Below are 22,358 nucleotides of genomic sequence, written 5' to 3'. Positions count from 1 at the left end.
ATACATCAATATAATTGCACGGATAAAATTAATTAGGATTGCTCTAGGTATAGAAAATCATTTAGGATTGCTATAGTATTCCTCAATATTATATCATTACCAATCGACCGGACATGATATGATGCTTCCTGCTACACAAATTTCTCGTTTTTTTATTCTCAAAAAAACTTCAGCAATAGGGACTCAAACTAATTCAATATCTTCTGTAATATCTAATTGTCTTGGGCTGGCAAGCTTGACATTATTAGCAAAGTATAGGTAGATAGAATTGGTGTTTTTTACAGGGATATCATATAAGGTTGCTAGTTCCAAATTGTCTTCAGCAACATATCCCGTTGCTTCGGCAAGTTCTCTGGCGGCTGCCGATTTCCCGCTCTCTTCAGCAGGGTTGAAAGATCCAGCAGGCAGTTCTAGCAAAATTTCGCCTACTCTGTGCCTGTATTGGCGCACTAATAGAAGTTATTGCTGCTCTGTCGTGGCAAATACGAGGGCGATATTGGGTCGGACATTAACAAAAAAGTCGTCTATAATTGGTCCGCTTGGCAATTCTATTTCATCTTGTCTAAGCTGACACTACTTGTTGTTAAGAACGAAACGCGATCGCAATAATTTCCATTTAGTTAAATTTTTCCTCTGGCAATAATGTTAAACTTTCAGCGTCATCCGAAGGCAAAATTTTCCCATCCATAATCTATTTCAGATCAAAAATTTCACCCAGCAGCCATGCCATACAAAAAATTACCACGAAAATTTTGGGCAGACTTCCAAAAATTGACTGTTAATTCTCTACCAGCGGGATTGTTTGCGATCGAGTCACTGAGCCTGAGTCTAGCAGTCGTCGCTGCAGTTGCAGCAGTGCCCGCAACACTGGAACGAGCAAATGCTTCAACAGTGACAAGTTGGCAATTCGATCCCGCGACAAATCAGCTAGAAATTACTCTGCCAGAGGGAACAACCCCCACATATTCTCTACTCAACCCGTCTCAAATTGCTGTGGATTTGCCCAATACTGAGATCGCAGTAGATGCAACTCAGCTATACCCACAAGGTAGAGTGCGTTCTGTGGGAGTGAGTCAACTTCAACCGGGAACGGCGAGAATTCTGGTCAATTTGGCTCCGGGAGTCGGTTTCAGCGCAGGGCAAGTTCAATTCCAAAGAAGCGGGGTAGAAAATCGCTGGGTGTTGCGTCCTTCGATCGAACCGACTCCGAATATGGAAACTCCCGAAATTCTACCCCAACCTGCAAGACAAGTACCGCAAAACCAGCCGCCGACTGATTCCAACTCAACTGCTGCCCCAAAGGTCGATCAACCTGAGCCTCCTACTTCCCCGAATCCCACTACAAATTCTTCGCAGCCGCCAACTCCAAATGATCAAATCCGGCCGCTCAGAGTGCCTTTAGTCAATGTTCGCCTTGATGAACGCCGTGGGGTAAAAGCTGCTGCTCTACCCCGCCTAGATCCTCAAATAACGGCTGCAGCAGCGCCGGAACAGCGGACCCTTACCTTTGGTGAACCGCTTCCTCGCGGACGATCGAATGCTCCTTTGCAGGCTGCGGCTGGGGCGAATGTCTTGTTGCCGGCGGGCACGGAGCTCAGTTTGCTATACCCCGGCGATCAGGCTTTGCGCCTGCAAGCGAAACCCAGCCGCGAGCAAGTGCTTCTGCTGCAAGGAGGAATTTTCGACAGTCGCGGCAATACGATCGTACCTGCTAATACGCCAGTCATCGGCCGGTTTGAAACGACCAACCTCGGCACTAGATTTGTGGTCGAAGCTATTAGTCTCAACGGTCGCAATATCCCTCTCTCGGCTCGCTCAGAACCAGTGGGAGGCCGTCGGCAACAGCCGACCGATCGCAGTTTGGTCCGCAATACTGGTATTGGTGGCTTAGCTTTGTTCTTGCTGAGCGGCTTTTCCGGTGTCGGTTTGTTGGCTGGAGCAGCGGCTGGTGCTGCTACAACTTATGTCGCTGCTCCTCAACCTGCTACGATTCAACCCGGCCAAATTTTCCAAGTTCAGTTAACCGAAGATTTACCGCAGTTCGGTTTTTGAAGGAAGAAGGAGGAGGGAATAAGGAAGAAAGAAGAGGTTCGAGGGAAGACTTCCTTCTTCCCTCGAACCTCTTGGTTCAAAATTTACTTAGAGCAGTTTTCCATTCTCTGAAATAAAGTAGGGACTTAGGCTAAGCCTAAGTCCCTACCCCATATCTGTACTTCACTCTAATCAAAACCGCTATATCGGCGATTTAGAAATTTTGACCTTCCGTGGTTGGAGCTATCGAACCCGGTTGGTTGAGGAACAGGTTTTTAGCGCCGTCATTTTGGTAGATACAGTTAATTTCGGGTTGAGCTTCTAGGGGGCCGGTGAAGCCAAAGGTGTTCATGCGATTTTTGCAATCGCGCACTTGGTCTTGGCTGATGAGTTTTCTTTGTTCGAGAATTGCCCAGTTATTGGTTCGCAAAACGCATCCGGGGCGCATACTCGGCTGCGAAATGTAGACGTTGAAGGGGTTTAGGGTGACGTAGAGGCGCATATCTGTCACCATCGCACTTGCTCCAAACTGCACGCAAAGTTCTGGGTTCGGGGCGCTGCGATCGATAAATTCGCGGGAGGCTACGTTCTCTGGGCTAATGGTAGCGGTGGAGCTAAAGGCAATGCCAATCCCAATCCCTAGAATAAAGACGGCTGTTAAAATTCCTAGGGTGGCGGAATTGAGGAAAGAGGGTTTGCCGGACTGAGGTTGACGCCGCGACTGTCCGCCTATTGAGCCGGAGTAGTCGGAGTCTTCATCTCCTCGGGATGGGTCGCCGCTGAATCTGTCGTTGTAGGATTTAGGTTTGCGTTTCATATAAGGTTCCCTCAGTTCTGGAGACTCAACAGGTAGTAGTTTGTTATTTTTAACTGATCGCGCCTTTCTAATATTATGGCGCTAGGAAGGTGGTTGCGGATGGCCCAGGACACCCCCTGTGGGTTTGGTGTTGCGTTCACAGCTCGCGATCGACCAAGGGGCTGCCTTGTCTGAATTTTCAGATTTCAATAAAATAGCTGAAAGTGACATACTCTTGCACAGCGGAGGAATCCGGCTCAAGATTGTTGACAAATTTTAACATTTTACAAGTCAGGAGGTATAGATTAGTGTCTGTCGAAATTATTCAAAAGCCTTCCACAGTCCGCAAGCTTGCACCGCGCTACCGCGTTCTGCTGCACAATGATGATTTCAATCCTATGGAGTACGTGGTGCAGACTTTGATGGCGACGGTACCGAGTCTGACTCAGCCACAGGCGGTAAATGTGATGATGGAAGCCCATACTAACGGGATGGGATTGGTGATTGTTTGCGCTCTCGAACACGCTGAGTTTTACGCTGAAACGCTCAATAATCACGGATTGAGCAGCAGCATCGAACCTGACGATTAGAACCTGACGGTACTGCAACGGATTCGCCCAGCCGGTTTGTGACTCGTACCGTCAACTTTCATACCAAAAAGCCAAGGGTTCGGCCCTTGGCTTTTTGGTATATTTAATCCGGTAGATATGGAAATTTGAAGAGCATAGGTTTTTCGGAACGGCCGGAAGTGGTTCGGAGCTAGGTGAGCTCTCGCACCAATTTCAACTCTCCAATCTCAAATCTTTATCCGAGGAAATTAATGAGGAAATTAATAACGTCCTCCTCCGCCTCCCCCTCCTGCGCGACCAAATTTTCCAGGGCCGCCGCCCCGGTTGCCGCCACCCCGGCCACCTTCATCTTCGCGGGGCTTAGCTTTGTTAACTTTGAGGTCGCGACCCATCCACTCTGCTCCGTCGAGAGCACTAATGGCTGCATCTTCTTCTGCATCTGTGGACATTTCTACAAAACCGAAGCCGCGGGGGCGACTGGTTTCTCTGTCGGTAGGTAGATGTACTCGCTTAACGGTTCCGTATTCGGCGAAGACGGTGGTGATGTCTTCTTGGGTAACTTGGTAGGATAAGTTACCGACGTATATCGACATGAGGAATAACTCCAAAATTTAGACAGTGCGAAGATTTCAGTTTCGGAGAGTCCCCTGCCGATACAGAAGGGCAAGTTTTTAGACAATTCTGTAGCAATGAACAAAGCCTGCAACTGAATCTGATTCACACTTGGTACTTTAACATAGAATAGCGTCTTTTGAGTAGGTTTTAGGAGTTAATTAAGTCGTTCTAATTAAAGGTAAAACTTTTAGGGTATTCAGAAACCTGATCGATCGGTGTGATGTTTTGCCTGCTCTGGAAGCAGAGAAAGTTATGCCGCCCGCTTTCACCGCAGGAAAGATACATCCACCTTGCCAAAGTTGGTACTCAAAGCTAGGTTTACGTTTTCCAGGGCTTTGACTAACCACACCACGCCTTCTCGGGTACTGCATTCGTAGTGACCGAACAAAATTGCCAGCCGCTTTTCTAGGTAGGGCTTGACTTTGCCGCAAATTAGTACGATTTTCAGCAGCAAACCTGTGGTTTGGGTCGGCCCGAGGTTTGAGATCAGGTCGATGAAGACAAAGTGGTTGGGCCGCACAGGACTCTCTACTACTAAAAAGTTCAATAACTGGCTGCAAGTTCTGATCATTAAAAATTCATTAAACTTCTGATCGTCGCTGTGGGGCAGGGTATTTTGTAGTTGCTTATACAATTTTTCGTTAAAGAGACGTTTGCCGTAGCGCTCATCGGTGACAGAAGAAATCAGGTATTCGTACAAGTCGTCTTTAAAGGAGCGGTAGGACTGATAGGTGCTGGCGTTCGCCGTGAAACGGCCCGCTAGCTGTCTGTAGGTATCGGCTCCTTCTACTTTTCCGACAAATTGCTTGAGGGCAAAGAATAGTTCCGGGTCGGTCAACAGGGTCGGATTTTTTATAGACTGTACACTTCTGCCGAAGGAAAGGGAGGTTTCCCGGCGCGCTGTTTGCGCTTTTCTCACTTGGTGAGCCACGTATTGGGAGAGGTTGATCTCAAATTGCTGCTGCTTTTGAGCTTGGATTCTTTTAATGATTTTTTGTTGTTCGTAGGTGCTGTCGTCGCTGAGGAGGCAGTGTTTGTAGAGGTAAGGGTAACGGGGAATTAATGTTCCGAGGGGAAGGGTAGCAGGGGTTTTGCTGTTGCTGCTATCTTCATTGCTGTGAGTTATGACTTTGGCTAAGCGTTGGAGGGTGAGGTACTGTTCACTTTCGGTAAATTGATTTACTAATTGGGGGATGGAGCCTCGCCCCCGCGATCGATTGTATCCAAATAATATTTTGGGCGCTTCTTCAAACACAGCGATCAATTCAGGGATGGCGGCTTGCTTGCTGGGGTATGTTTGCCAACGGTTGATCAGGATGTGGCAGCAGCGGTTGAGGATGTATTTGAATTCTTGTTCAGCGTGTTCTGAGCGTGCTATTTTTTCGAGTGCGTCGGCGACGGAGCGATCGGGATATCCGGTACCTTGGATAAACAAAGTGCGAAAGCGGCTGATGAGTTCGGCCGGCTGCTCTCGTTGTACCAACTCCAGCCAATGCTTGTAAAGTCGCTGTTCTTCTTCGTGGCTTTGTCTGTTGTAGTCGTTCACTGTGGATTAACCCTCCGAGGCTGGGGCAGGAGCTTTCAGCGCTATTATCTTGATGAATTGGCCAATGAATCGCAATAATTGAGTCAACCGAGCTTCTCGCCGGATGAGGCTTATGGGTAGAAGCTGTCAGCAGCTTAAGCCGATCGATATTTTTGCTTAGTTAAACTATTTACCAACACCAGCATGACATGAATTGTTGGTAATTAGCAAGGCCTTAAATCACCATCTACTTTGTAAAGTATTGGTAAAGATTGTGGGTGGGTAGGGAATAATTTCTGGGTGGGCGGACGATTTAGTATTAGGATGATCAAGGTCAATCCTGATCCGCAGCCCGCTGTTAGTTAAATTTGAGGTTGGGCGAGGTAGAATTAGCTGGGAAAATTATTTGAAATGTGAGTGCTGGTTATGGTTTGTCGCGTAAGTATCGCCCAACTATCTGAAATTTTAAGTGTACCTTTGCCTGCTGTGTCTAAGGGCGTTTTGACAGCTTTAGGGACAGGTATTGCCACAGATACGCGCACTCTTGAGGGGGGCGAAGTATTTTTGGCGCTGCGGGGAGACAATTTTGATGGTCATCAATTTTTGGCAAAAGCCAGGGATTTGGGGGCGATTGCGGCGATTGTCGATCGAGATTGGCAAGAGGAATTGCCTAATTTTCCCCTGTTGCGCGTTGACGATACTTTAAAAGCTTATCAGTCGATCGCCCGCTGGTGGCGTGACCAATTCAGTATACCTATAGTTGCTGTTACTGGTTCTGTAGGTAAAACTACTGTTAAAGAGTTAATTGCGGCGGTTTTGTCAACGAAGGGAAATATTCTTAAAACTCAATATAACTACAACAATGAAATTGGAGTACCAAAAACTCTGTTGGAGCTTTCACCCGCACACAATTATGCTGTGATTGAAATGGGGATGCGCGGGAGTGGGGAAATTGCACTGTTGTCGCAAATTGCGCGTCCTACTGTAGCGGTAATTACTAATGTAGGAACGGCACATATCGGGCGATTAGGTTCCGAAGAGGCGATCGCCCAAGCTAAGTGCGAACTGTTAGCCGAAATGCCTGCTGATAGCATTGCTATTCTCAATCACGATGGTGACAGATTAATCGCAACTGCGTCAAAAGTTTGGCAGGGAAAAACTTTAACTTACGGTTTAGAAGGCGGGGATTTGTGCGGAGAATTGCTCAATCCTGATACAATGTTAGTAGAAGGTGTGGAATTGCCACTACCGCTGCCGGGACGGCACAATGCTGTAAATTATTTGGGGGCTTTGGCGGTAGGAAAAGTTTTAGGTATTGATTGGGAAGTTTTAAAGCAAGGTTTGTCTGTGCAGTTACCCGATGGACGGGCACGCCGCTACGATTTGCCGCAGGATATTGTGATTCTGGATGAGACTTACAATGCTGGTTTGGAGTCGATGTTGGCAGCCCTGAAACTATTAGCAGATACTCCGGGAAAGCGCCGGATTGCGGTGTTGGGAACGATGAAGGAATTGGGCGATAGGGCGATCGAATTTCACCGACAAGTTGGAAGGGCGGCGCGAGATTTACATCTTGATGCTTTGTTTGTTTTTGCTGATTTTGAGGAAGCGGCGGCGATGGCGGCAGGTGCGGCGGGTTTGCATTTTGTGGAGGTAGAAGATATTGCGAGGGAGAATTCCCGCGAAGATTTAGCAAGGCATTTAATGGAGTTCGTCACACCGGGCGATCGCCTTTTATTTAAGGCCTCTCATTCGGTGGAGTTAAATCGAGTTGTGGAGAAGTTTCGCGCTGATTTAACTGCCGAATAATATCGTGTCCGCATCAAGAATTACAATTAACTTGGTAGTGAGGGCTAAATTCTTCCTAAAACTCGCTCGGAGTGAAGTCCTCGCTACAAACTCATGTTTTACACGATATGATATCATCACCAAAGTGCGTGAAGCGGAGCTATCTTCCCGCAGGGGTTCCAGAAGGGTAGGAATCGCCCTGCTTCACTCTCCTGACTGAATTTGACTCCTCACCCACTCCCGGAACAAGCGAATTAAAGCATTTTCTTTTGTAGTCCTCCTCAATTCCAAAAAGCGCAGCATCTCAACTTGCGACAAAAAAGGGAAAGTCGGAGAAACATCTCTTTCGGCATATTCCTGTGATTCCAACTGATAAATTATTAAACGATTTCCGTCGTAGCGCCAAACTTCCGGTACGCCTAAACTTGCATATAAAGAAAGTCGATCGATCGAACGGCTAGTCACGTCAATTTCCACAACTAAATCGGGCGGCGGATCTTGATTGAGATCGATTTGTTCTTTGTCCCAAACCACATCCTCATTTTCGATATAGTAGCACTGATCCGGTTCTAAACCGCGAGCCAAATCCTCCCGCCTGCAAGTTAGAGAACCCAAACTCCGAATTTCGATGTTTAATTCTTCACTCACACTTTCCACAAAACGGCCTAAAATTTTCTTACTACCTTCATGGGGTGCTGATGGAGTCATAATTTCTAAATTTCCGCGATCGTAAGTCAGGCGAATTCCTCTCTGTTCGGTTAACTCATTCAGCAGAGATTCGTAAGTTTTCCAGCTAATGTTTTTCAGCAGAATTCCGCTATTTTGACTCGGGATCAGGGTGGCTGTCATGGCTACCTGCCTGGGTTTTAAATTATGGATTGTATATTAGCAAACATGATATTGATTAATGCGCGATCGCCCTTTTAGAGAGACTGTTGAAGAGAGCATCTCTTTTGGAGAGTAAAAAGCATTTGTGAGGAGTGCAAGCGAGACGTTGGCTACGTTGTATCTCCCTAGCGAGTTCTCACAGCGAACGCTCCTGCAAAAATAAAATTGGGATACTTCCATTCACCAACGTTAAAAACTAGATTTTCCTAGTTTTTAACGTTGGTGATTGACTGCGACAAATCAATTCGTCGCAGTCAATACATTACTTCGCGGCTTGACGCTCTTTTGCCGCCTTGATCACTTCTTCAGCGATGTTATTCGGACAAGGAGCATAGTGCGAGAAGGACATTGAGAACTGTCCGCGCCCAGAGGTCATAGTACGCAAATCGCTAATGTAACCAAACATTTCGCTCAACGGTACATCTGCCTTGATCCGCGCTCCTGTTTGTCCTGTCTCCTGAGATTTCATCATCCCCCGGCGGCGGTTGAGGTCGCCGATCACGTCGCCCATGTAATCATCTGGAGTGAATACATCGACATTCATAATCGGTTCGAGCAACTGAGGCCCTGCTTTAGGCAGAGACTGCCGATAGGCCGCTTTGGCAGCAATTTCAAAGGCCATTGCTGACGAGTCAACGGGGTGGAAACCGCCTTCTAGAAGCGTGAATTTCAAGTCTAGGCAGGGGAATCCGGCCAAGACGCCTTTGTCGATGCAGCTTTCAAAGCCTTTTTCGACCGCTGGCCAATATTCTCTCGGCACGCTACCACCAGTCACTTTTGACTCAAACTGGAAGCCACTTCCCACCTCACCAGGCTCGATCACATAGCCGATTTTGGCAAATTGACCGGAACCACCTGATTGCTTTTTGTGAGTGTATTCGTCTTCCAGGCGCTTGGTAATCGACTCGCGGTAGGCTACCTGCGGTTCGCCGACTTCTACTTCGATGCCGTGGGTGCGCTTGAGAATGTCTACTTTGATGTCGAGGTGTAACTCGCCCATCCCCTTGAGAATCGTTTCGCCGCTTTCTTGATCCGTCACCATGTGGAAAGATGGGTCTTCTTGCACCATCTTGGTGAGGGCTGCTCCCATTTTTTCTTCGCCGCCTTTTTGTTTCGGTTTGACCGAAATCGAAATAACGGGATCGGGGAATACCATCGGCTCTAGGGTGGCGGGATTTTTGGGGTCGCAGATGGTGTGTCCGGTGCGGACGTTTTTCATGCCGACGATCGCCACAATGTCCCCTGCTTGCGCGGATTCAATTTCTTCGCGAGAGTTGGCGTGCATTTCTACCAAACGGCTGATGCGCTCGGTTTTGCCTGTGGCGGTGTTGAGTACGGTGTCGCCCTTGGACAACTTACCGGAGTACAGGCGCGTGAAGGTTAAAGCACCGTAGCGATCGTCCATGATCTTAAACGCGAGTGCCCGCAATGGCCTGTTGGGATCGACTATCGCAAACTCGCCGGTTTCCTCGCCATCGAGATCGACTTCTGGCTGCGGTGTGACTTCCATCGGGTTCGGCAGGTAGTCAACTACCGCATCAAGAACCAACTGCACGCCTTTGTTTTTAAACGATGAGCCGCAGTAGGTGGGGAAAAATGCCCGATCGCGAGTACCTTTGCGAATGCAGCGCTTGAGGTCGTCGAGGCTGGGCTCGTTGCCTTCGAGATACTGTTCCATCACAGCGTCGTCTTGCTCGACGGCCAGTTCGATCAACTTTTCGCGCCAAGTTTCGACATCATCGACCATATCGGCCGGGACATCTTTAATTGTATAGTTCATCGGATCGCCGGAGTCATCCCAGATCCAGGCTTTGCGGGTCAGCAAATCGACTACGCCACAAAACTTTTCTTCTATGCCGATCGGCAATACCATTACCATCGGTTTAGCGCCAAGGATTTTATCGACTTGCTGGACAACACGGTAAAAATCTGCACCCGTGCGATCGAGCTTGTTGATGTAGATGACGCGAGCGACCTTGGAATCGTTAGCGTAGCGCCAGTTGGTTTCAGATTGCGGTTCAACTCCACCCGAACCGCAGAACACACCAATGCCACCATCAAGAACCTTCAAAGAACGGTAAACCTCGATCGTAAAATCGACGTGTCCGGGAGTATCGATGATGTTGAGCTGATGCTCGTTCCAGAAGCAGGTGGTAGCAGCGGATTGAATCGTAATACCGCGCTCTTGCTCCTGTTCCATGAAGTCAGTCGTCGCCGCGCCTTCGTGTACTTCACCAATTTTGTGGATTTTACCTGTCAGTTTCAGGATTCTTTCTGTTGTGGTGGTTTTGCCAGCATCTACGTGGGCGAAGATGCCGATATTTCGATAACGAGTGAGATCTTTCATAATTAATGTTGAGATTTAATGCGACGAACCGTCGGCGACCACCTGCAAGCGTAACCAGCGAGGAATCAATGTTGCCTTAGGCGCCAGTACAGGCTAGATTTCCTTTCCCCTGTTTTTGGCAGAACTATCTTAATTTTGACACTTCCCCGTCATTCCTGCGAAGGATTTTTGGTTCGATCGGTACGGGAATCCTTACAATTCATAAAAATACCCTAGACCAAGGGAAAAATTCTCTGTGAAAGTTAAGTTGGGTTCAGAAAGTAGGTTGGGTTGAGCCACTCGTACCCAACAAATTCTTGTTTTTGACGATTCGCTCAACTTGATATTTTGCACCATTCTCAGCAAAACGGTATAAAGCGGGTTTTCCTGACAAAAAACCTAAGATTTTACGTGACTTTGTGGCAAGAAACCCGGTTTCTGACATTAAATAGGTAGGTGCAAATAAATCAGCCTACGGGGAGAGGGCGCGTGAGGGCAGCAATAAACTGCCGGCTGTGATAGATATTTGGTTAACCCGACGCTACAAAACATTATTAAAAATACCGTTGCTGCGTCCAGCAATATCTAAGTCAAAATCGACCCGCTCATCATCCGCTGATATCTCCGCTCCAATTCATCCCGCACCACCGGCCACTGATTCAAACTTTCATCATTCTCAATTACCATTTGAGCCGCCGCCCTCGCCAACTCCAAAACCTCCTGATCCTCCACCAAACTGGCCAAAGCAAAATCCGGCAAACCCGACTGCCTAGTTCCCAAAACCTGACCGGGTCCGCGCAATCTCATGTCCATTTCTGCAATAAAAAAGCCATCTTGAGATTGTTCTAAAACCTTCATTCTCTGCATAGCTTCCGCAGATTTGGAACCGGGCATTAACAAACAATAAGAACGGTTGCTGCCCCGACCGACTCGACCCCGCAACTGGTGCAGTTGCGACAGTCCAAAACGCTCCGAATTTTCAATCAGCATTACCGTGGCATTCGGCACGTCTACTCCCACTTCGACCACAGTAGTAGATACTAAAATATCAGTTTCTTTGTCTCGAAACTTTGTAATTGCCTCATCTTTATCAGCACTGCTCATCCTGCCGTGGAGCAAACCCACTTTAAACTCAGGAAATACGCTTTTTTGCAGTTTCTCTTGTTCCTCAATTGCCGATCGCACGTCCAACTTTTCCGATTCTTCCACCAGCGGCAGCACCACATAAACTTGACGCCCGCTCGCCACTTCCCGCCGAATCAAATCGTAAGCTTGGATGCGTTCTTTGGCAGACAGTACAGTGGTTTGAATTGCCTGCCTGCCGGGGGGAAGTTCATCAATTTGACTCACATCTAAATCCCCGTGCAGCGTCAGCGCCAGCGTCCGGGGAATGGGAGTTGCAGTCATCGTCAAAACGTGAGGAGCTTCGCCTTTTTGCTGCAATTTAGCGCGCTGCTGCACACCGAATCTGTGCTGTTCATCAATTACCGCCAACCCCAATTTCTGGAAATTAACTGTATCTTGAATCAGCGCGTGAGTTCCCACTAAAACAGGTAATTCTCCGGTTTCTAATTGGTTGTGAATTTCGCGGCGCTTGGCTATTTTTGTGGAACCAGTTAACAGTTCTACAGACAAGTGCATCAAGTTAAACCAACCTACCAATTTGCGATAGTGCTGTTCTGCTAAAACTTCTGTCGGGGCCATTAAAGCAGCTTGATAGCCGGATTGAATTGCTGCTAGCATTGCCACGACGGCGACTACGGTTTTGCCGGCGCCCACATCGCCTTGCACTAATCTATTCATCGGTTGCGACGAAGCTAAATCGTTGAGAATGTCGTTAATTACTCTTTCCTGAGCATTAGTCAAGGCAAAAGGCAAGATTTCATAAAAATGTTCGATCAATTTGCCAGTAGGAAGGATGACTGCACTAGCTTGAGCTTTCCTTTGGGTTTGCCGGCGCTTTAAAAGTCCTAATTGCAGATAGAAAAACTCGTCAAAAACTAAGCGGCGGCGGGCGGCGGCCAAACAATCTCGATCGAGCGGAAAGTGAATATTAGTCACGGCATCGGCTAAACCCATTAAACCGTAACGCTCGCGCAAATCCTCTGGTAGCGATTCTGGCAACATTTTCGCCGCCGGCATTGCAGCCAAAATCGATCGCCTCACCGAACCCGCATCCACCCCCTCCGTCAGCGGATAAACTGGTATCAGGCGGCCGACTTTCATCGATTCGATCGCACCCTCGGAGTCGTCTAATACTTCTAACTCAGGATTTTCTAAAGTAATTCCATATTTGCCCTGCTTCACCAACCCGGAAGCTGCCAGCACCGCACCAGTACAATACTCGCGCTTTTTGAATTCTTGCCAACCGCGATTGCTGTAGCGAGGGCCGGCAAAAAAACGACTAATTTTTATCTCTCCGGTGCGGTCTTTTAAAATTACTTCTAATATGGTTAACTTCTTATTCTTCGGACTAGAAAAGCAATTGCAGCGCTTTACTTCAGCGATTAATGTGACAGTTTCCCCGGCTACTAACTCGCGAATTTGTACTTGCTTTGCATAGTCGATGTGGTTGCGGGGATAGTAGTAAAGCAAGTCGTATACAGTGTATAAACCTAGTTTTGCCAAGCGGTTGCCGTTGGCGGGGCCGATGCCGGTGGCGCGGGTTAACTGTTGGTCAAGAGTCAGGCTGGGCGGTGGGGGTGCTGTACTCAGGGGTGCAGTTCGGGGAACGGAAACTGCTGGGGCGGTTGGTTCGGAAGCGTTTGCGGGTCTGACTTGTCCTAGTTGTTTTTGCTGGTGGCGAGTTTCTTGTTCCCAAACTTGCTCCATTTGCCTCAAAAAACTGACAGTAATGGCGATCGAATGTTGGCGCTGTTCGAGATCTTTCTGAGGGTAGGTGTCAAATTCAGCGGCTAGGTGTCTGGCTCGATCGCGCGAAGAAGCCGCCACGGAACCGGCCAACTGTCTCAAACTCATTCCCAGAAACTCGCTGAAGCGGTATTGACTGCCTTGGATGTCGTTAAATCCGCGATCTGCTTCTACTGAAAGAGCTTTTTGCAATCGCTGCCATTCGGGTCGATCGATAGTCATATCAATTTTAGATTTTAGATTTTAGATTTTAGATTTTAGATTTTAAATTTTAACTTTTTCTTTTAAGAAGCTTCTACCAAAAAAAGTATAACACCGAGAAACCCGGTTTCTTTAAGAAAGCGGGTTTCCCAATAGCCTAAAATTTTTACGTTTTTCCTTCTTCCCTCTTCCTTCTTCCTTCTTCCCTCTTCCTTCTTCCTTCAACATCCGATCAATCTTCAAACCAACTCGATCGCCAAGCCGACTCAGCCTCCACCACAGCGAGTTCCCGCTGCTTTTTCTGGTAATCGCGGCCCAGCGAGTTCAACTTTACAGACAGGTTACGAATTTGCTGGCGCCAAGCCGAGGTTCCCGCATCGGCAAACTCTATTTCCGATAGCCGCAGTTTAATCGCTGTAATGTGCAGCGCCCTACTACCAAAGGTGGCTGCCAATTTTCGCGATGCTGATGAGGCATCGGTTTCAATGATTAAGTTTAATAAGTTAGGCGGCCCGGCAACACTATCGCCGGAGGATTCAGCACCAGAAGCAGCTTCTAGAACCGGTTCTGGTAATTGACTCGGCAAGATTCCCGACTGTTGCAGCAAGCGGTTGGTGTCGCGAGAAAGCAGCTTGAGTATATGGGCGATCGACTTTTCAATACTATTTTGCCACCGTGCCAAACTTTCTGGGGAATTGGCACTTGGCAATTGATAATTTGCCAATGAAAATAGATAGTTAATGGCCGAAACTTGGTTTTTTTCCTTTCCGTCTTCTTCCTTGTCGTCTGCTTCGTCTTCCTCTTCTTGCTCTTCCTCTTCATCGAAGTCGTCTTGGTCTTCTTCTTCGTCTTCGTCTTCCTCTTCCTCTTCCTCTATTTCTTCATCTGCTTGTGATTCAGTCACCAGCGATCGCAATTTTTCCTCCGACGCCGCAGCTAAAGCCTTTACAGACTGCTGCATTTTTTGCCGCCCCTCGAAGGACAACTTGAGAAACGACTCCGGTACTGCTTGAGTGCAAAGGTGATAGCAAGCCAAAATTAACTGCTGTCGCACCGCTTGTCCCAACGCAGTTAAATAACCTTCGTAGGTACTGCGAAACTCCAAATTCAAGGCTGCTAAAGCCTCTTCGAGTCCGGCCAAATCTTGCTCTATTCTCTCTCTTGGTCGCACCATATCTTTCGTATAAAATTAAAATAGGACTTATATCATTTCCGGTTACACCGGAATGATGTTGACGGTTGACTGTTGACAGTGAACAGTGAACTCTAATTTACTATTCCGATGCTAACGGATTTGATATTACGCAAGTTTTCCATTTTTACGCTGTCTGTAGGAGTAAGGTTTGCAGTGCCCACACTACAAATATAGTCTGTCCATAAGTCCTATAAAAATTAAAAATTAAAAATGCAAAAAATCAAGTTTTCACATTTTTAATTTTCAATTCTAAATCTTAAGTTGGGATTACTGAACACCCATTTGGGCTGCCACTTCATCGGCAAAGTTAGCTTCTACCTTTTCAATGCCTTCGCCCAAGACAAAACGCACGAAGCGGCGCACTTGGACATTTTCTCCAATTTGGGCGATCGTTTGTTTCACCAACTCTTCCACCGAGATATTCTGATCTTTAATAAAAGGCTGATCCATTAAAGATAACTCTTTCATGCGCTTCTCAATCCGCCCTAAAACAATCTTTTCTTTGATGTTTTCCGGCTTGTTGCCCAAGTCATCTTTGCCCATTTCAATTGCCTTTTCTCTTTCGACAACTTCGGCGGGGATATCTTCAACTTTCACGTATTCCACATTCGGGCAAGCTGCAATTTGCATCGCAATATCCCGCACCAACTTTTGGAATTCTTCGCGACGTGCCACAAAATCTGTTTCGCAGTTAACTTCCACCAGCACTCCCACGCGGCCGCCGGTGTGAATGTAGCTGCCTACAAGTCCTTCTGAGGCGACTCGTCCACCTTTTTTACCTGCCGAAGCCAGACCTTTTTTCCGCAGCCACTCAATGGATGTTTCCATATTGCCTTCGTTTTCAACGAGGGCTTTTTTACAGTCCATCATGCCCGCGCCAGTTTTTTCGCGCAGTTCTTTAACAAGTTTTGCAGATATGTCCGCCATCTTCTTTAAGTTCCCAATCAAAATTAGTTATTAGTCATTAGTCATCAGTCATTAGTCATCAGTCATTAGTCACTAATTTTAATGTTAATGATTAGACTAGAGTGAAGAAATACCCAGTCGATATTAGTACCGACTTTGTAGGTGTAGCGCCAGAATTAATTCTGACCCTGACACAATGAATGCTTTTGCCAGAGATCTATTAATGACTTAGACTCGTGCTATGTACAATTAAAAATTAAAAATATCCAACTAAAAATAATAATTATTTATTTTTAATTTTCAATCTTTAATTTTTAATTGCCTGGTGTCAAATTCCGAGGGCAATACTAGCTCTCGGTTTCTTCGCCTTCAGCGTCTTCGTCGTCGGGTTCTACATAATTGGGGTCATCCAATTCTTCGATTTCGACATCATATTCAGCGCCTTCGTAGCCACCTTCGTAGTCGTAGTCCTCATCAGAGTCGCCGCCCTGCTGACCGTGACGACCTTCGTAGATGGCATCAGCCAACTTGCCGACAATCAGCTTGATCGATCGAATAGCATCGTCATTCGCCGGAATCGCAATGTCAACCAAATCCGGGTCGCAGTTGGTATCCAACAGAGAGACGATCGGAATTCCCAACTTTTGGCATTCCAACACCGCATTATACTCGCGGCGTTGGTCTACCAACACCACTCCGTCGGGAATCTTCCGCATAGATTTAATCCCGCCCAGATATTTCTGGAGTTTTGCCATTTCTCGGCGCAGTACCGAAGCTTCTTTTTTCGGCAGCAAATCGAGGGCGCCGATTTCCTCGCGGCGCTCCAAATCCTTGAGGCGCTCCACCCGGGACTTAATCGTCGTCCAGTTGGTGAGCATTCCCCCCAGCCAGCGCTGGTTGACGTAATAAGCACCGCAGCGTTGAGCTTCTTGGGCTACAATTCCTGCAGCTTGGCGCTTCGTACCCACGAACAAAAACTTTTTGCCTTTTTCTGAGGCAACTCTCATGTACTCGTAGGCGTCTTCCATAAGCTGAGCGGTTTGCACGAGGTCGATGATGTGAACCCCGTTGCGCTCTGTAAAAATGTATGGAGACATTTTCGGGTTCCACCGACGGGTTTGGTGTCCGAAGTGAACCCCTGACTCTAACATTTGAGCCAAACTGACTACTGGCATTGTATTTTTAACTCCTGATTCGGGTTAATCCTCCACCCGGTCGTATTTCTGAAGGTTTGCGCCCTCGAAACACCCGAAAACCCGGATGTGCGAATTTAAACAACTTTTCTAGTTTATCACAGCGCGCGCTACTTTTTCTGAAAATTTGATATCCGTAGGGTTGGCTTGGCACCCGGATGTGAGATTTAATGGGCGGGCTGGGTGCGGGGTGTGCACGCTGCGGTTAAAGTTACTTGCAAGCGCTTCTTAAAAACGAAAAATCCAGATGGGAGGTTGCCAAAGCCTTTGTTGGCTTGTGAGAGAATGGCGTTGTTGGTGCGCCTCTTGTGCGTTCTACCTTCGATCGAGCTGGTATCCATTTTTTTCGATTCGGTAATTCTGTCGGCTTTAGTACACTGCCCTCTCGATCCGCAAAAATCCCAAAGCTAAAAACGCCATGCCCATACCCATTCTCGTCCTGCTTGAAGTTCTAATTGTCATCGCACTTTCGAGACTTGTAGGTTTAGGATTTCGAGCGATCAAACAACCTCAAGTTATTGGAGAAATTGTAGCAGGAATTATGCTTGGGCCTTCTCTGTTTGGCTTAGTTGCACCAGATTTAGCAACAGCACTTTTTCCAGCCGAAGCCGTTCCCTTCCTCAACGTGCTATCTGAGGTGGGGCTAATATTTTTCATGTTTTTGATTGGTTTGGAACTGAATCCTAAGTATCTCAAAAGCAATTTAGATATAGCGATTTTAACTTCCCACGTCAGCATTCTAGTGCCGTTTTCTCTGGGAAGCTTGCTAGCGCTGCTGCTGTATCCCATCGTTTCAAATAATAGCGTTTCGTTTACAGCCTTTGCCTTGTTTTTGGGCGCTGCCATGTCAATTACTGCCTTTCCGGTGCTGGCAAGAATTATTACGGAACACAATTTACAGAATACCAAATTGGGGACGCTGGCCCTGACTTGCGCTGCGGTAGACGACGTAACGGCGTGGTGTTTGTTAGCAGTGGCGATCGCAGTTACTCGTACTAATTCTATGCTCGGTGCTTTGCCGACAATTATTGCATCTTTAATTTACATCGGTTTCATGCTGACTGTAGTCCGCTGGTTCTTGCAGCGGCTTTCCAAGCAGTACAACCGCACGGGTAGATTAACACAGGTAGTGCTTTCGGGAATTTACATGGGAGTTGTAGCATCGGCTTTAATTACTGAATGGATCGGCATTCATTTAATCTTCGGTGCATTTTTGCTGGGTGCTGCCATGCCTAAAAATGCGGGATTAACCAGAGAATTAGCAGAAAAAACCGAAGACTTTGTACTAATATTTCTGCTGCCAATCTTTTTTGCTTACAGCGGCTTGCGGACTCAAATCGGCTTGCTCAACAGTCCAGAATTGTGGCTGCTCTGTGCCGCAGTTTTAGGAGTGGCTATTGTTGGAAAATATGTCGGTACTTACGTTGCGGCCAGAGTTTGTGGCATCAGCAACCGCGAAGCTTCAGCGCTGGGATGGCTGATGAATACTCGCGGTTTGACTGAACTAATTGTGCTGAATATCGGTCTTTCGCTGGGCGTAGTTTCGCCGCTCCTATTTACGATGTTAGTCATCATGGCGTTAGTGACAACTTTTATGACTTCGCCACTGTTGGAGTGGACTTATCCAAAACGGTTAATTAGATTAGATATTTCAGAAGTTAACTCTGAGGATTCAGAATTAGAAGATTCACAAATTGCTGACAGCAGCGAAGAAACTGCTAACAAATTGCTTCCCACTTATCGAATTTTAGTACCTGTTGCCAATCCCAGCACGCAGAAAGGTTTACTGCGACTAGCGGTAGCGCTGGCGCAGCCTGCTGCTGGTATGGGCGGTGATGATTTAAAGTCGGCGGCGGTTCATCCTCTAAGTTTGATAGAATTAAATGATGACTATGCCTTTGAAAGTACGCCGGCAGAAGCCGATCGCATTATTCAAGAGCGTCGCTCGAAATTATCAGAATTGATTGATACTTTGGAACTGCCGGAGGCGCGAAAATTGGTACATCCCATCATTCGGATTACTAATGATGTAGCCCGGGAAACGGCACAAATTGCCGAGATCGATCGCGCAGATTTGATTTTATTAGGATGGCACAGGCCTACTTTTAGCAGCAACCGTTTGGGAGGACGTGTCGGTCAAATTCTCAGCAACGCTAAGGTGGATGTAGCAATTTTTGTTGACCGAGGTCGGGAAAAATTGAATAATTTGTTAGTACCTTACGCGGCAAACATTCACGATGATTTGGGGTTAGAATTGGCGCTGAGACTGTTAGTTAATAGCGAGGAACGCCGTTTGACGGTGCTGCGGGTGGCGGTTGACGGGGAAGCTGAAAATGCTCTGAGTTATGAGTTTCAGCGAGTGATGGATCAGTTGCCGGTTGATGTGCGATCGCGCATTGAAACTCCGATTGTGGAGGCTGCTGAGCCAATTCAAGCAGTCGTGGCGGCTTCTGCTAATGCTGATTTGACTATTGCGGGTACGAGTCGGGAGTGGGGAATTGAGCGCCAAACTTTGGGACAGTATACTGATGAATTGGCTGTGCAGTGTCATTCTTCGCTGCTGATTGCGCGGTGTTACGTTAAAGTGCGATCGCACTTGGCATCGGTACTTCCTCAAATGTAGTCAGTTGACAGTTGACAGTTGACAGTTGGCAGTTGTTATTAGTTATTGGTTATTTGTGAGTTAGTACCAATGCCCAATGCCCACTGCTTCGACTTCGCTCAGCACAAGTGCCCAATGCCCACTGCCCAATTACTAATTACTAATTACCAAGATTATGAATCATTTAAGCCTCAAATCGCTGGCATTTTACGGGATTGCGATCGGCTCTGTTTTGCTGCTGTTTAAATTAGTCAGTGCTTACGGCGAATCAAATTTAAAGGCGGCTCCGGCAATTGGGGGAAGTTATCGCTTCGATGCTAAAAGTTTGCCAGAATGTCTGAAGTCTGATGTTTTGGTATTGACAATCGAGCAATCGGGTGTTTATTTGAGCGGTAATTTGCGATCGGGCAGCAGGGAGGGCAGGGAAAAAACAGCCGAGGAGAAACCTTCTCTATTTGGTAAGTGGGAAACTCAAGGATTGAACTTGTCGGGTACGGTTGCTAATTTAGCTGGTTGCAGCGACTCCACAGCAACGGGTCAAAACAGTTCTGTTAAAATGCGCGGAATTGTTGAGCAAGAAAGCCTCAAGGGAAAAATTAGTCTAACTGATAAGACGGCGGCTACTGATTTTACGGCTCAAAGAGAAGCGGCGGTGCAACCCCAAAAGCAGGAACATTGATTGATCCCAATAGAGAATAAGAAATGGGAAATGGGTAATTCTTTGTCGCTTTCGGACTCTTCCCTTCACCCCTCATGAAGCAAGGAATCACAAAGTGGCGGTGGGGGTGGGGGAGTGGGCGATAGAACTCCCGCCGCCGGAGCTCGCCTGTGACGGTCGGTTGCTGCTAAATTAGAAAATATGCCTAAAAGTCAATGATAAAAATAAAGTATCCCAGAGAAGTTCTTGGTTGAGAATTTGTCTTGCTCAAGACCCCCCGTGTCCGTATAGTTTGTTTGGAATGGATGTTGCCGTGATATTAATGCCGTCAGAAACTTCGCTTACCCAGTCAAACCCGTTAATTTTAGACAGTTTGCCAGACTTGTCGCCTTCCGATGGGGGATGTCCCCGCCGAGCCAGATTACAAATTGACTTGATGTTGCTGGCGATCGAAGCCTTGTATCTCGGAGGTGCGGAAGAAATGCTTGCCGTGTCAAAGGACCTGGAATTGGAATCAATTATCAAAAATCGGGTTGCCCTTTGGCTGATGCGTAATACTAACCCGCTGAGACGCTACACGCAGCGCCGCTCGCTTACCATGGTGGAGGCAAAAGCGCTGGTGGCGATCGCCTGCAATATGGCGCGTAAGTTAACCGCCACAATTCGGCAGTTGCTGCTAGACTCGCAGCAGTTGCGATCGAGAAATATCCCCCTCAACCAGAACCTGCAGCTGGCCGAGTATTTAGAACGCTTTAGAGCTCACTTTCGATCGCGCATGAACCCCAAGCGATCGCTCGTTGCAGCTTACGATTCCGACGAAAAGCTCAACGAACTAGCTTTGAACTTGTTGAGCAAACTGTTATTTTGTACAGGCACAGCCGGAATGCAGCGCTTCTGGGTTAGCCTGTTTGATGGAGAAGTTGAATAAAAAATGACTATTAGGCGTCAGTACAGTCTGCCAAATTGCACCCTAGTTCTAGAAGGGTTGAGCGATGGTTCGGCACCCAGCCAGTTAGATATACGGCCGGTGCTTTCCATATTAATGAGCGCTGAATGCTATGTGAAAGGTCTCGGCGAGCCCCTGACGGGGGGGCGGGAGTTTTTTGAAAGCTTGGTGAGGGCCGTCAGCAGCTACGCTCAAGAATTTATGAGCGGAGTGCATTATCCCGATCGCTACGGCCCGAATGCGGGTATGGTGCAGTTACACAGAATTGACGGGAACTTGCACCGGTTGACCGTTCTACCCGCCTCCACAGGCAGCGCAACCCAAATCGATCAAAAAACAGAACTGTCGGCAAAAGTTGATTTGACGACGGTACAGCTATTTGACTTGGTAGAGGCGATCGATCAGTTTTTTGCCGACACGCAGACGCTGCCGGAATTGTCGCTGCAATTAACCCCTATTTCCAAGCGTTACGTCAAGTCGGCCGAACCTTTGGCGAAGCGGACTTTGCCTGCTGTCGTGGGGGTGTCGAGTTTGGCTTTGGCGGCGATGGCGTTTTTCTTGGTGCCGGTGCCGGAAGTCCAGCGCCAGAGAGATCCGGTGCCGCAGCCCAATCCAGCGGGCCAGAATCAGGGGACGCCGAATCCGGGCGGATCGGGTTCGCCTAATCCCAATCCCACGCCCCCTGCGGACGGTTTGCTGCCTGGGACTCAAACTCCGAACGCGGAATCGATTTCGCCGACTCCGATCCCAGCCCCGCAGTCGGACGTTTCACCAACCCCCGCCCCGCAGTCGGACGCTTCACCTAGCCCCACACCGCAGTCGGACGATTCACCTAGCCCCACACCGCAGTCGATCACTTCGCCGGAAAGCACGCCCAGTCCTGTTGCTGAAGGTTTGGCAAGCCCTGAAGCAGCAGCCGTACCAATTACCGATCCAGGGGAAATTGAGCTGTTGAGGGACAAACTTTCCCAGCAAATTGACGGAGTTGTGAAGAATCAGCCTCCGGTTGATGCGGAGTTGGTTTATCGGGTGAGCGTGGCCCCAGACGGGGCGATTGTCGGTTACAAGTCCGAGAATACGGCAGCAGTCGATCGATCCGAAACGCCGTTGTCGGAGTTGCTTTACCAACCTGTTGGCACCAGGCCATCTGCGGAACCACTGGCTGATTTCCGCGTAGTTTTGGCACCAGACGGCACTGTTCAAGTCACTCCTTGGTAATGGTTGATTGTTGACTGTTAACGGTTAACT

17 protein-coding genes and 1 pseudogene are annotated in these 22,358 nt (G+C 47.8%); 7 read left to right on the top strand and 11 right to left on the bottom strand.

Features of this window, described 5'->3' with window-relative positions; genetic code table 11:
* Positions 1–96 precede the first annotated feature (96 nt).
* Positions 97–552, bottom strand: a pseudogene (locus tag QUA42_RS21165) (NUDIX hydrolase).
* A gap of 171 nt (positions 553–723) precedes the next feature.
* Here QUA42_RS21165 and QUA42_RS21160 point away from each other — a divergent pair.
* Positions 724–2,052 carry an AMIN domain-containing protein gene (locus QUA42_RS21160; protein ID WP_333139790.1) on the top strand — a complete coding sequence of 443 codons (1,329 nt, stop codon included), beginning with the start codon at positions 724–726 and terminating at the stop codon, positions 2,050–2,052.
* Positions 2,053–2,245: 193 nt separating this feature from the next.
* Here the strand turns inward: QUA42_RS21160 and QUA42_RS21155 are convergent, their stop codons facing one another.
* Positions 2,246–2,848 (bottom strand): DUF3172 domain-containing protein, encoded by a 603-nt coding sequence (locus QUA42_RS21155; protein WP_333061552.1) that lies wholly within the window; start codon positions 2,846–2,848, stop codon positions 2,246–2,248.
* A 287-nt stretch (positions 2,849–3,135) separates the two neighbouring features.
* Between QUA42_RS21155 and clpS the strand changes: the two genes are divergently transcribed.
* On the top strand, positions 3,136–3,417 hold the full coding sequence (gene clpS / locus QUA42_RS21150; RefSeq protein WP_015178019.1) for an ATP-dependent Clp protease adapter ClpS: 282 nt from the start codon (positions 3,136–3,138) through the stop codon (positions 3,415–3,417).
* Positions 3,418–3,656: 239 nt separating this feature from the next.
* Here clpS and QUA42_RS21145 read toward each other — a convergent pair whose 3' ends face one another.
* Both QUA42_RS21145 and QUA42_RS21140 read right to left on the bottom strand, forming a co-directional pair.
* On the bottom strand, positions 3,657–3,989 hold the full coding sequence (locus tag QUA42_RS21145; protein WP_333035208.1) for an RNA-binding protein: 333 nt from the start codon (positions 3,987–3,989) through the stop codon (positions 3,657–3,659).
* A 287-nt stretch (positions 3,990–4,276) separates the two neighbouring features.
* Positions 4,277–5,557, bottom strand: a complete 1,281-nt coding sequence (locus QUA42_RS21140) for a hypothetical protein (RefSeq protein ID WP_333035206.1) — start codon at positions 5,555–5,557, stop codon at positions 4,277–4,279.
* Positions 5,558–5,962: 405 nt separating this feature from the next.
* On the opposite strand from QUA42_RS21140, the gene QUA42_RS21135 reads away from it, so the two are divergent.
* Complete coding sequence (locus tag QUA42_RS21135) at positions 5,963–7,345, top strand: UDP-N-acetylmuramoyl-tripeptide--D-alanyl-D-alanine ligase (protein ID WP_333139787.1); 1,383 nt, start codon at positions 5,963–5,965, stop codon at positions 7,343–7,345.
* A 183-nt stretch (positions 7,346–7,528) separates the two neighbouring features.
* Here the strand turns inward: QUA42_RS21135 and QUA42_RS21130 are convergent, their stop codons facing one another.
* The 7 genes from QUA42_RS21130 to QUA42_RS21100 form a co-directional block, all read right to left on the bottom strand.
* A complete protein-coding gene (locus tag QUA42_RS21130) occupies positions 7,529–8,173 on the bottom strand; it encodes a Uma2 family endonuclease (RefSeq protein WP_333139785.1) in 645 nt (214 codons plus the stop codon).
* A 301-nt stretch (positions 8,174–8,474) separates the two neighbouring features.
* Positions 8,475–10,559: an elongation factor G gene (gene fusA / locus QUA42_RS21125; protein ID WP_333139783.1), complete on the bottom strand. Its 2,085-nt coding sequence runs from the start codon at positions 10,557–10,559 to the stop codon at positions 8,475–8,477.
* 564 nt (positions 10,560–11,123) lie between these two features.
* On the bottom strand, positions 11,124–13,631 hold the full coding sequence (recG, locus tag QUA42_RS21120; protein ID WP_333139781.1) for an ATP-dependent DNA helicase RecG: 2,508 nt from the start codon (positions 13,629–13,631) through the stop codon (positions 11,124–11,126).
* Between the two features lie 211 nt (positions 13,632–13,842).
* Complete coding sequence (locus tag QUA42_RS21115; RefSeq protein ID WP_333139779.1) at positions 13,843–14,784, bottom strand: hypothetical protein; 942 nt, start codon at positions 14,782–14,784, stop codon at positions 13,843–13,845.
* Between the two features lie 288 nt (positions 14,785–15,072).
* Positions 15,073–15,732, bottom strand: a complete 660-nt coding sequence (gene tsf, locus QUA42_RS21110) for a translation elongation factor Ts (protein ID WP_006635114.1) — start codon at positions 15,730–15,732, stop codon at positions 15,073–15,075.
* A 326-nt stretch (positions 15,733–16,058) separates the two neighbouring features.
* Positions 16,059–16,886 carry a 30S ribosomal protein S2 gene (rpsB, locus tag QUA42_RS21105; protein ID WP_333061564.1) on the bottom strand — a complete coding sequence of 276 codons (828 nt, stop codon included), beginning with the start codon at positions 16,884–16,886 and terminating at the stop codon, positions 16,059–16,061.
* Between the two features lie 185 nt (positions 16,887–17,071).
* Positions 17,072–17,245 carry a hypothetical protein gene (locus tag QUA42_RS21100; protein ID WP_333139777.1) on the bottom strand — a complete coding sequence of 58 codons (174 nt, stop codon included), beginning with the start codon at positions 17,243–17,245 and terminating at the stop codon, positions 17,072–17,074.
* Positions 17,246–17,322: 77 nt separating this feature from the next.
* On the opposite strand from QUA42_RS21100, the gene QUA42_RS21095 reads away from it, so the two are divergent.
* The 4 genes from QUA42_RS21095 (at position 17,323) to QUA42_RS21080 (ending at position 22,328) form a co-directional block, all read left to right on the top strand.
* Entirely contained in the window at positions 17,323–19,527 is a 2,205-nt protein-coding gene (locus QUA42_RS21095; protein ID WP_333139775.1) for a cation:proton antiporter domain-containing protein, read from the top strand.
* A gap of 154 nt (positions 19,528–19,681) precedes the next feature.
* Complete coding sequence (locus QUA42_RS21090) at positions 19,682–20,185, top strand: hypothetical protein (RefSeq protein ID WP_333139773.1); 504 nt, start codon at positions 19,682–19,684, stop codon at positions 20,183–20,185.
* Positions 20,186–20,465: 280 nt separating this feature from the next.
* The gene (locus QUA42_RS21085) at positions 20,466–21,092 is read left to right on the top strand and encodes a DUF3038 domain-containing protein (RefSeq protein WP_333139771.1); all 627 of its coding nucleotides are present in this window, start codon (positions 20,466–20,468) and stop codon (positions 21,090–21,092) included.
* 3 nt (positions 21,093–21,095) lie between these two features.
* Positions 21,096–22,328 carry a DUF4335 domain-containing protein gene (locus QUA42_RS21080; RefSeq protein ID WP_333139769.1) on the top strand — a complete coding sequence of 411 codons (1,233 nt, stop codon included), beginning with the start codon at positions 21,096–21,098 and terminating at the stop codon, positions 22,326–22,328.
* The last annotated feature ends 30 nt before the right edge of the window (positions 22,329–22,358 follow it).

The sequence above is a fragment of the Microcoleus sp. Pol11C2 genome, from assembly GCF_036701505.1.
Taxonomy (GTDB): Bacteria; Cyanobacteriota; Cyanobacteriia; order Cyanobacteriales; family Microcoleaceae; genus Microcoleus.
The sequence above is the reverse complement of the archived record's forward strand: the minus strand, read 5'-3'. Positions and strand labels throughout refer to the sequence as shown.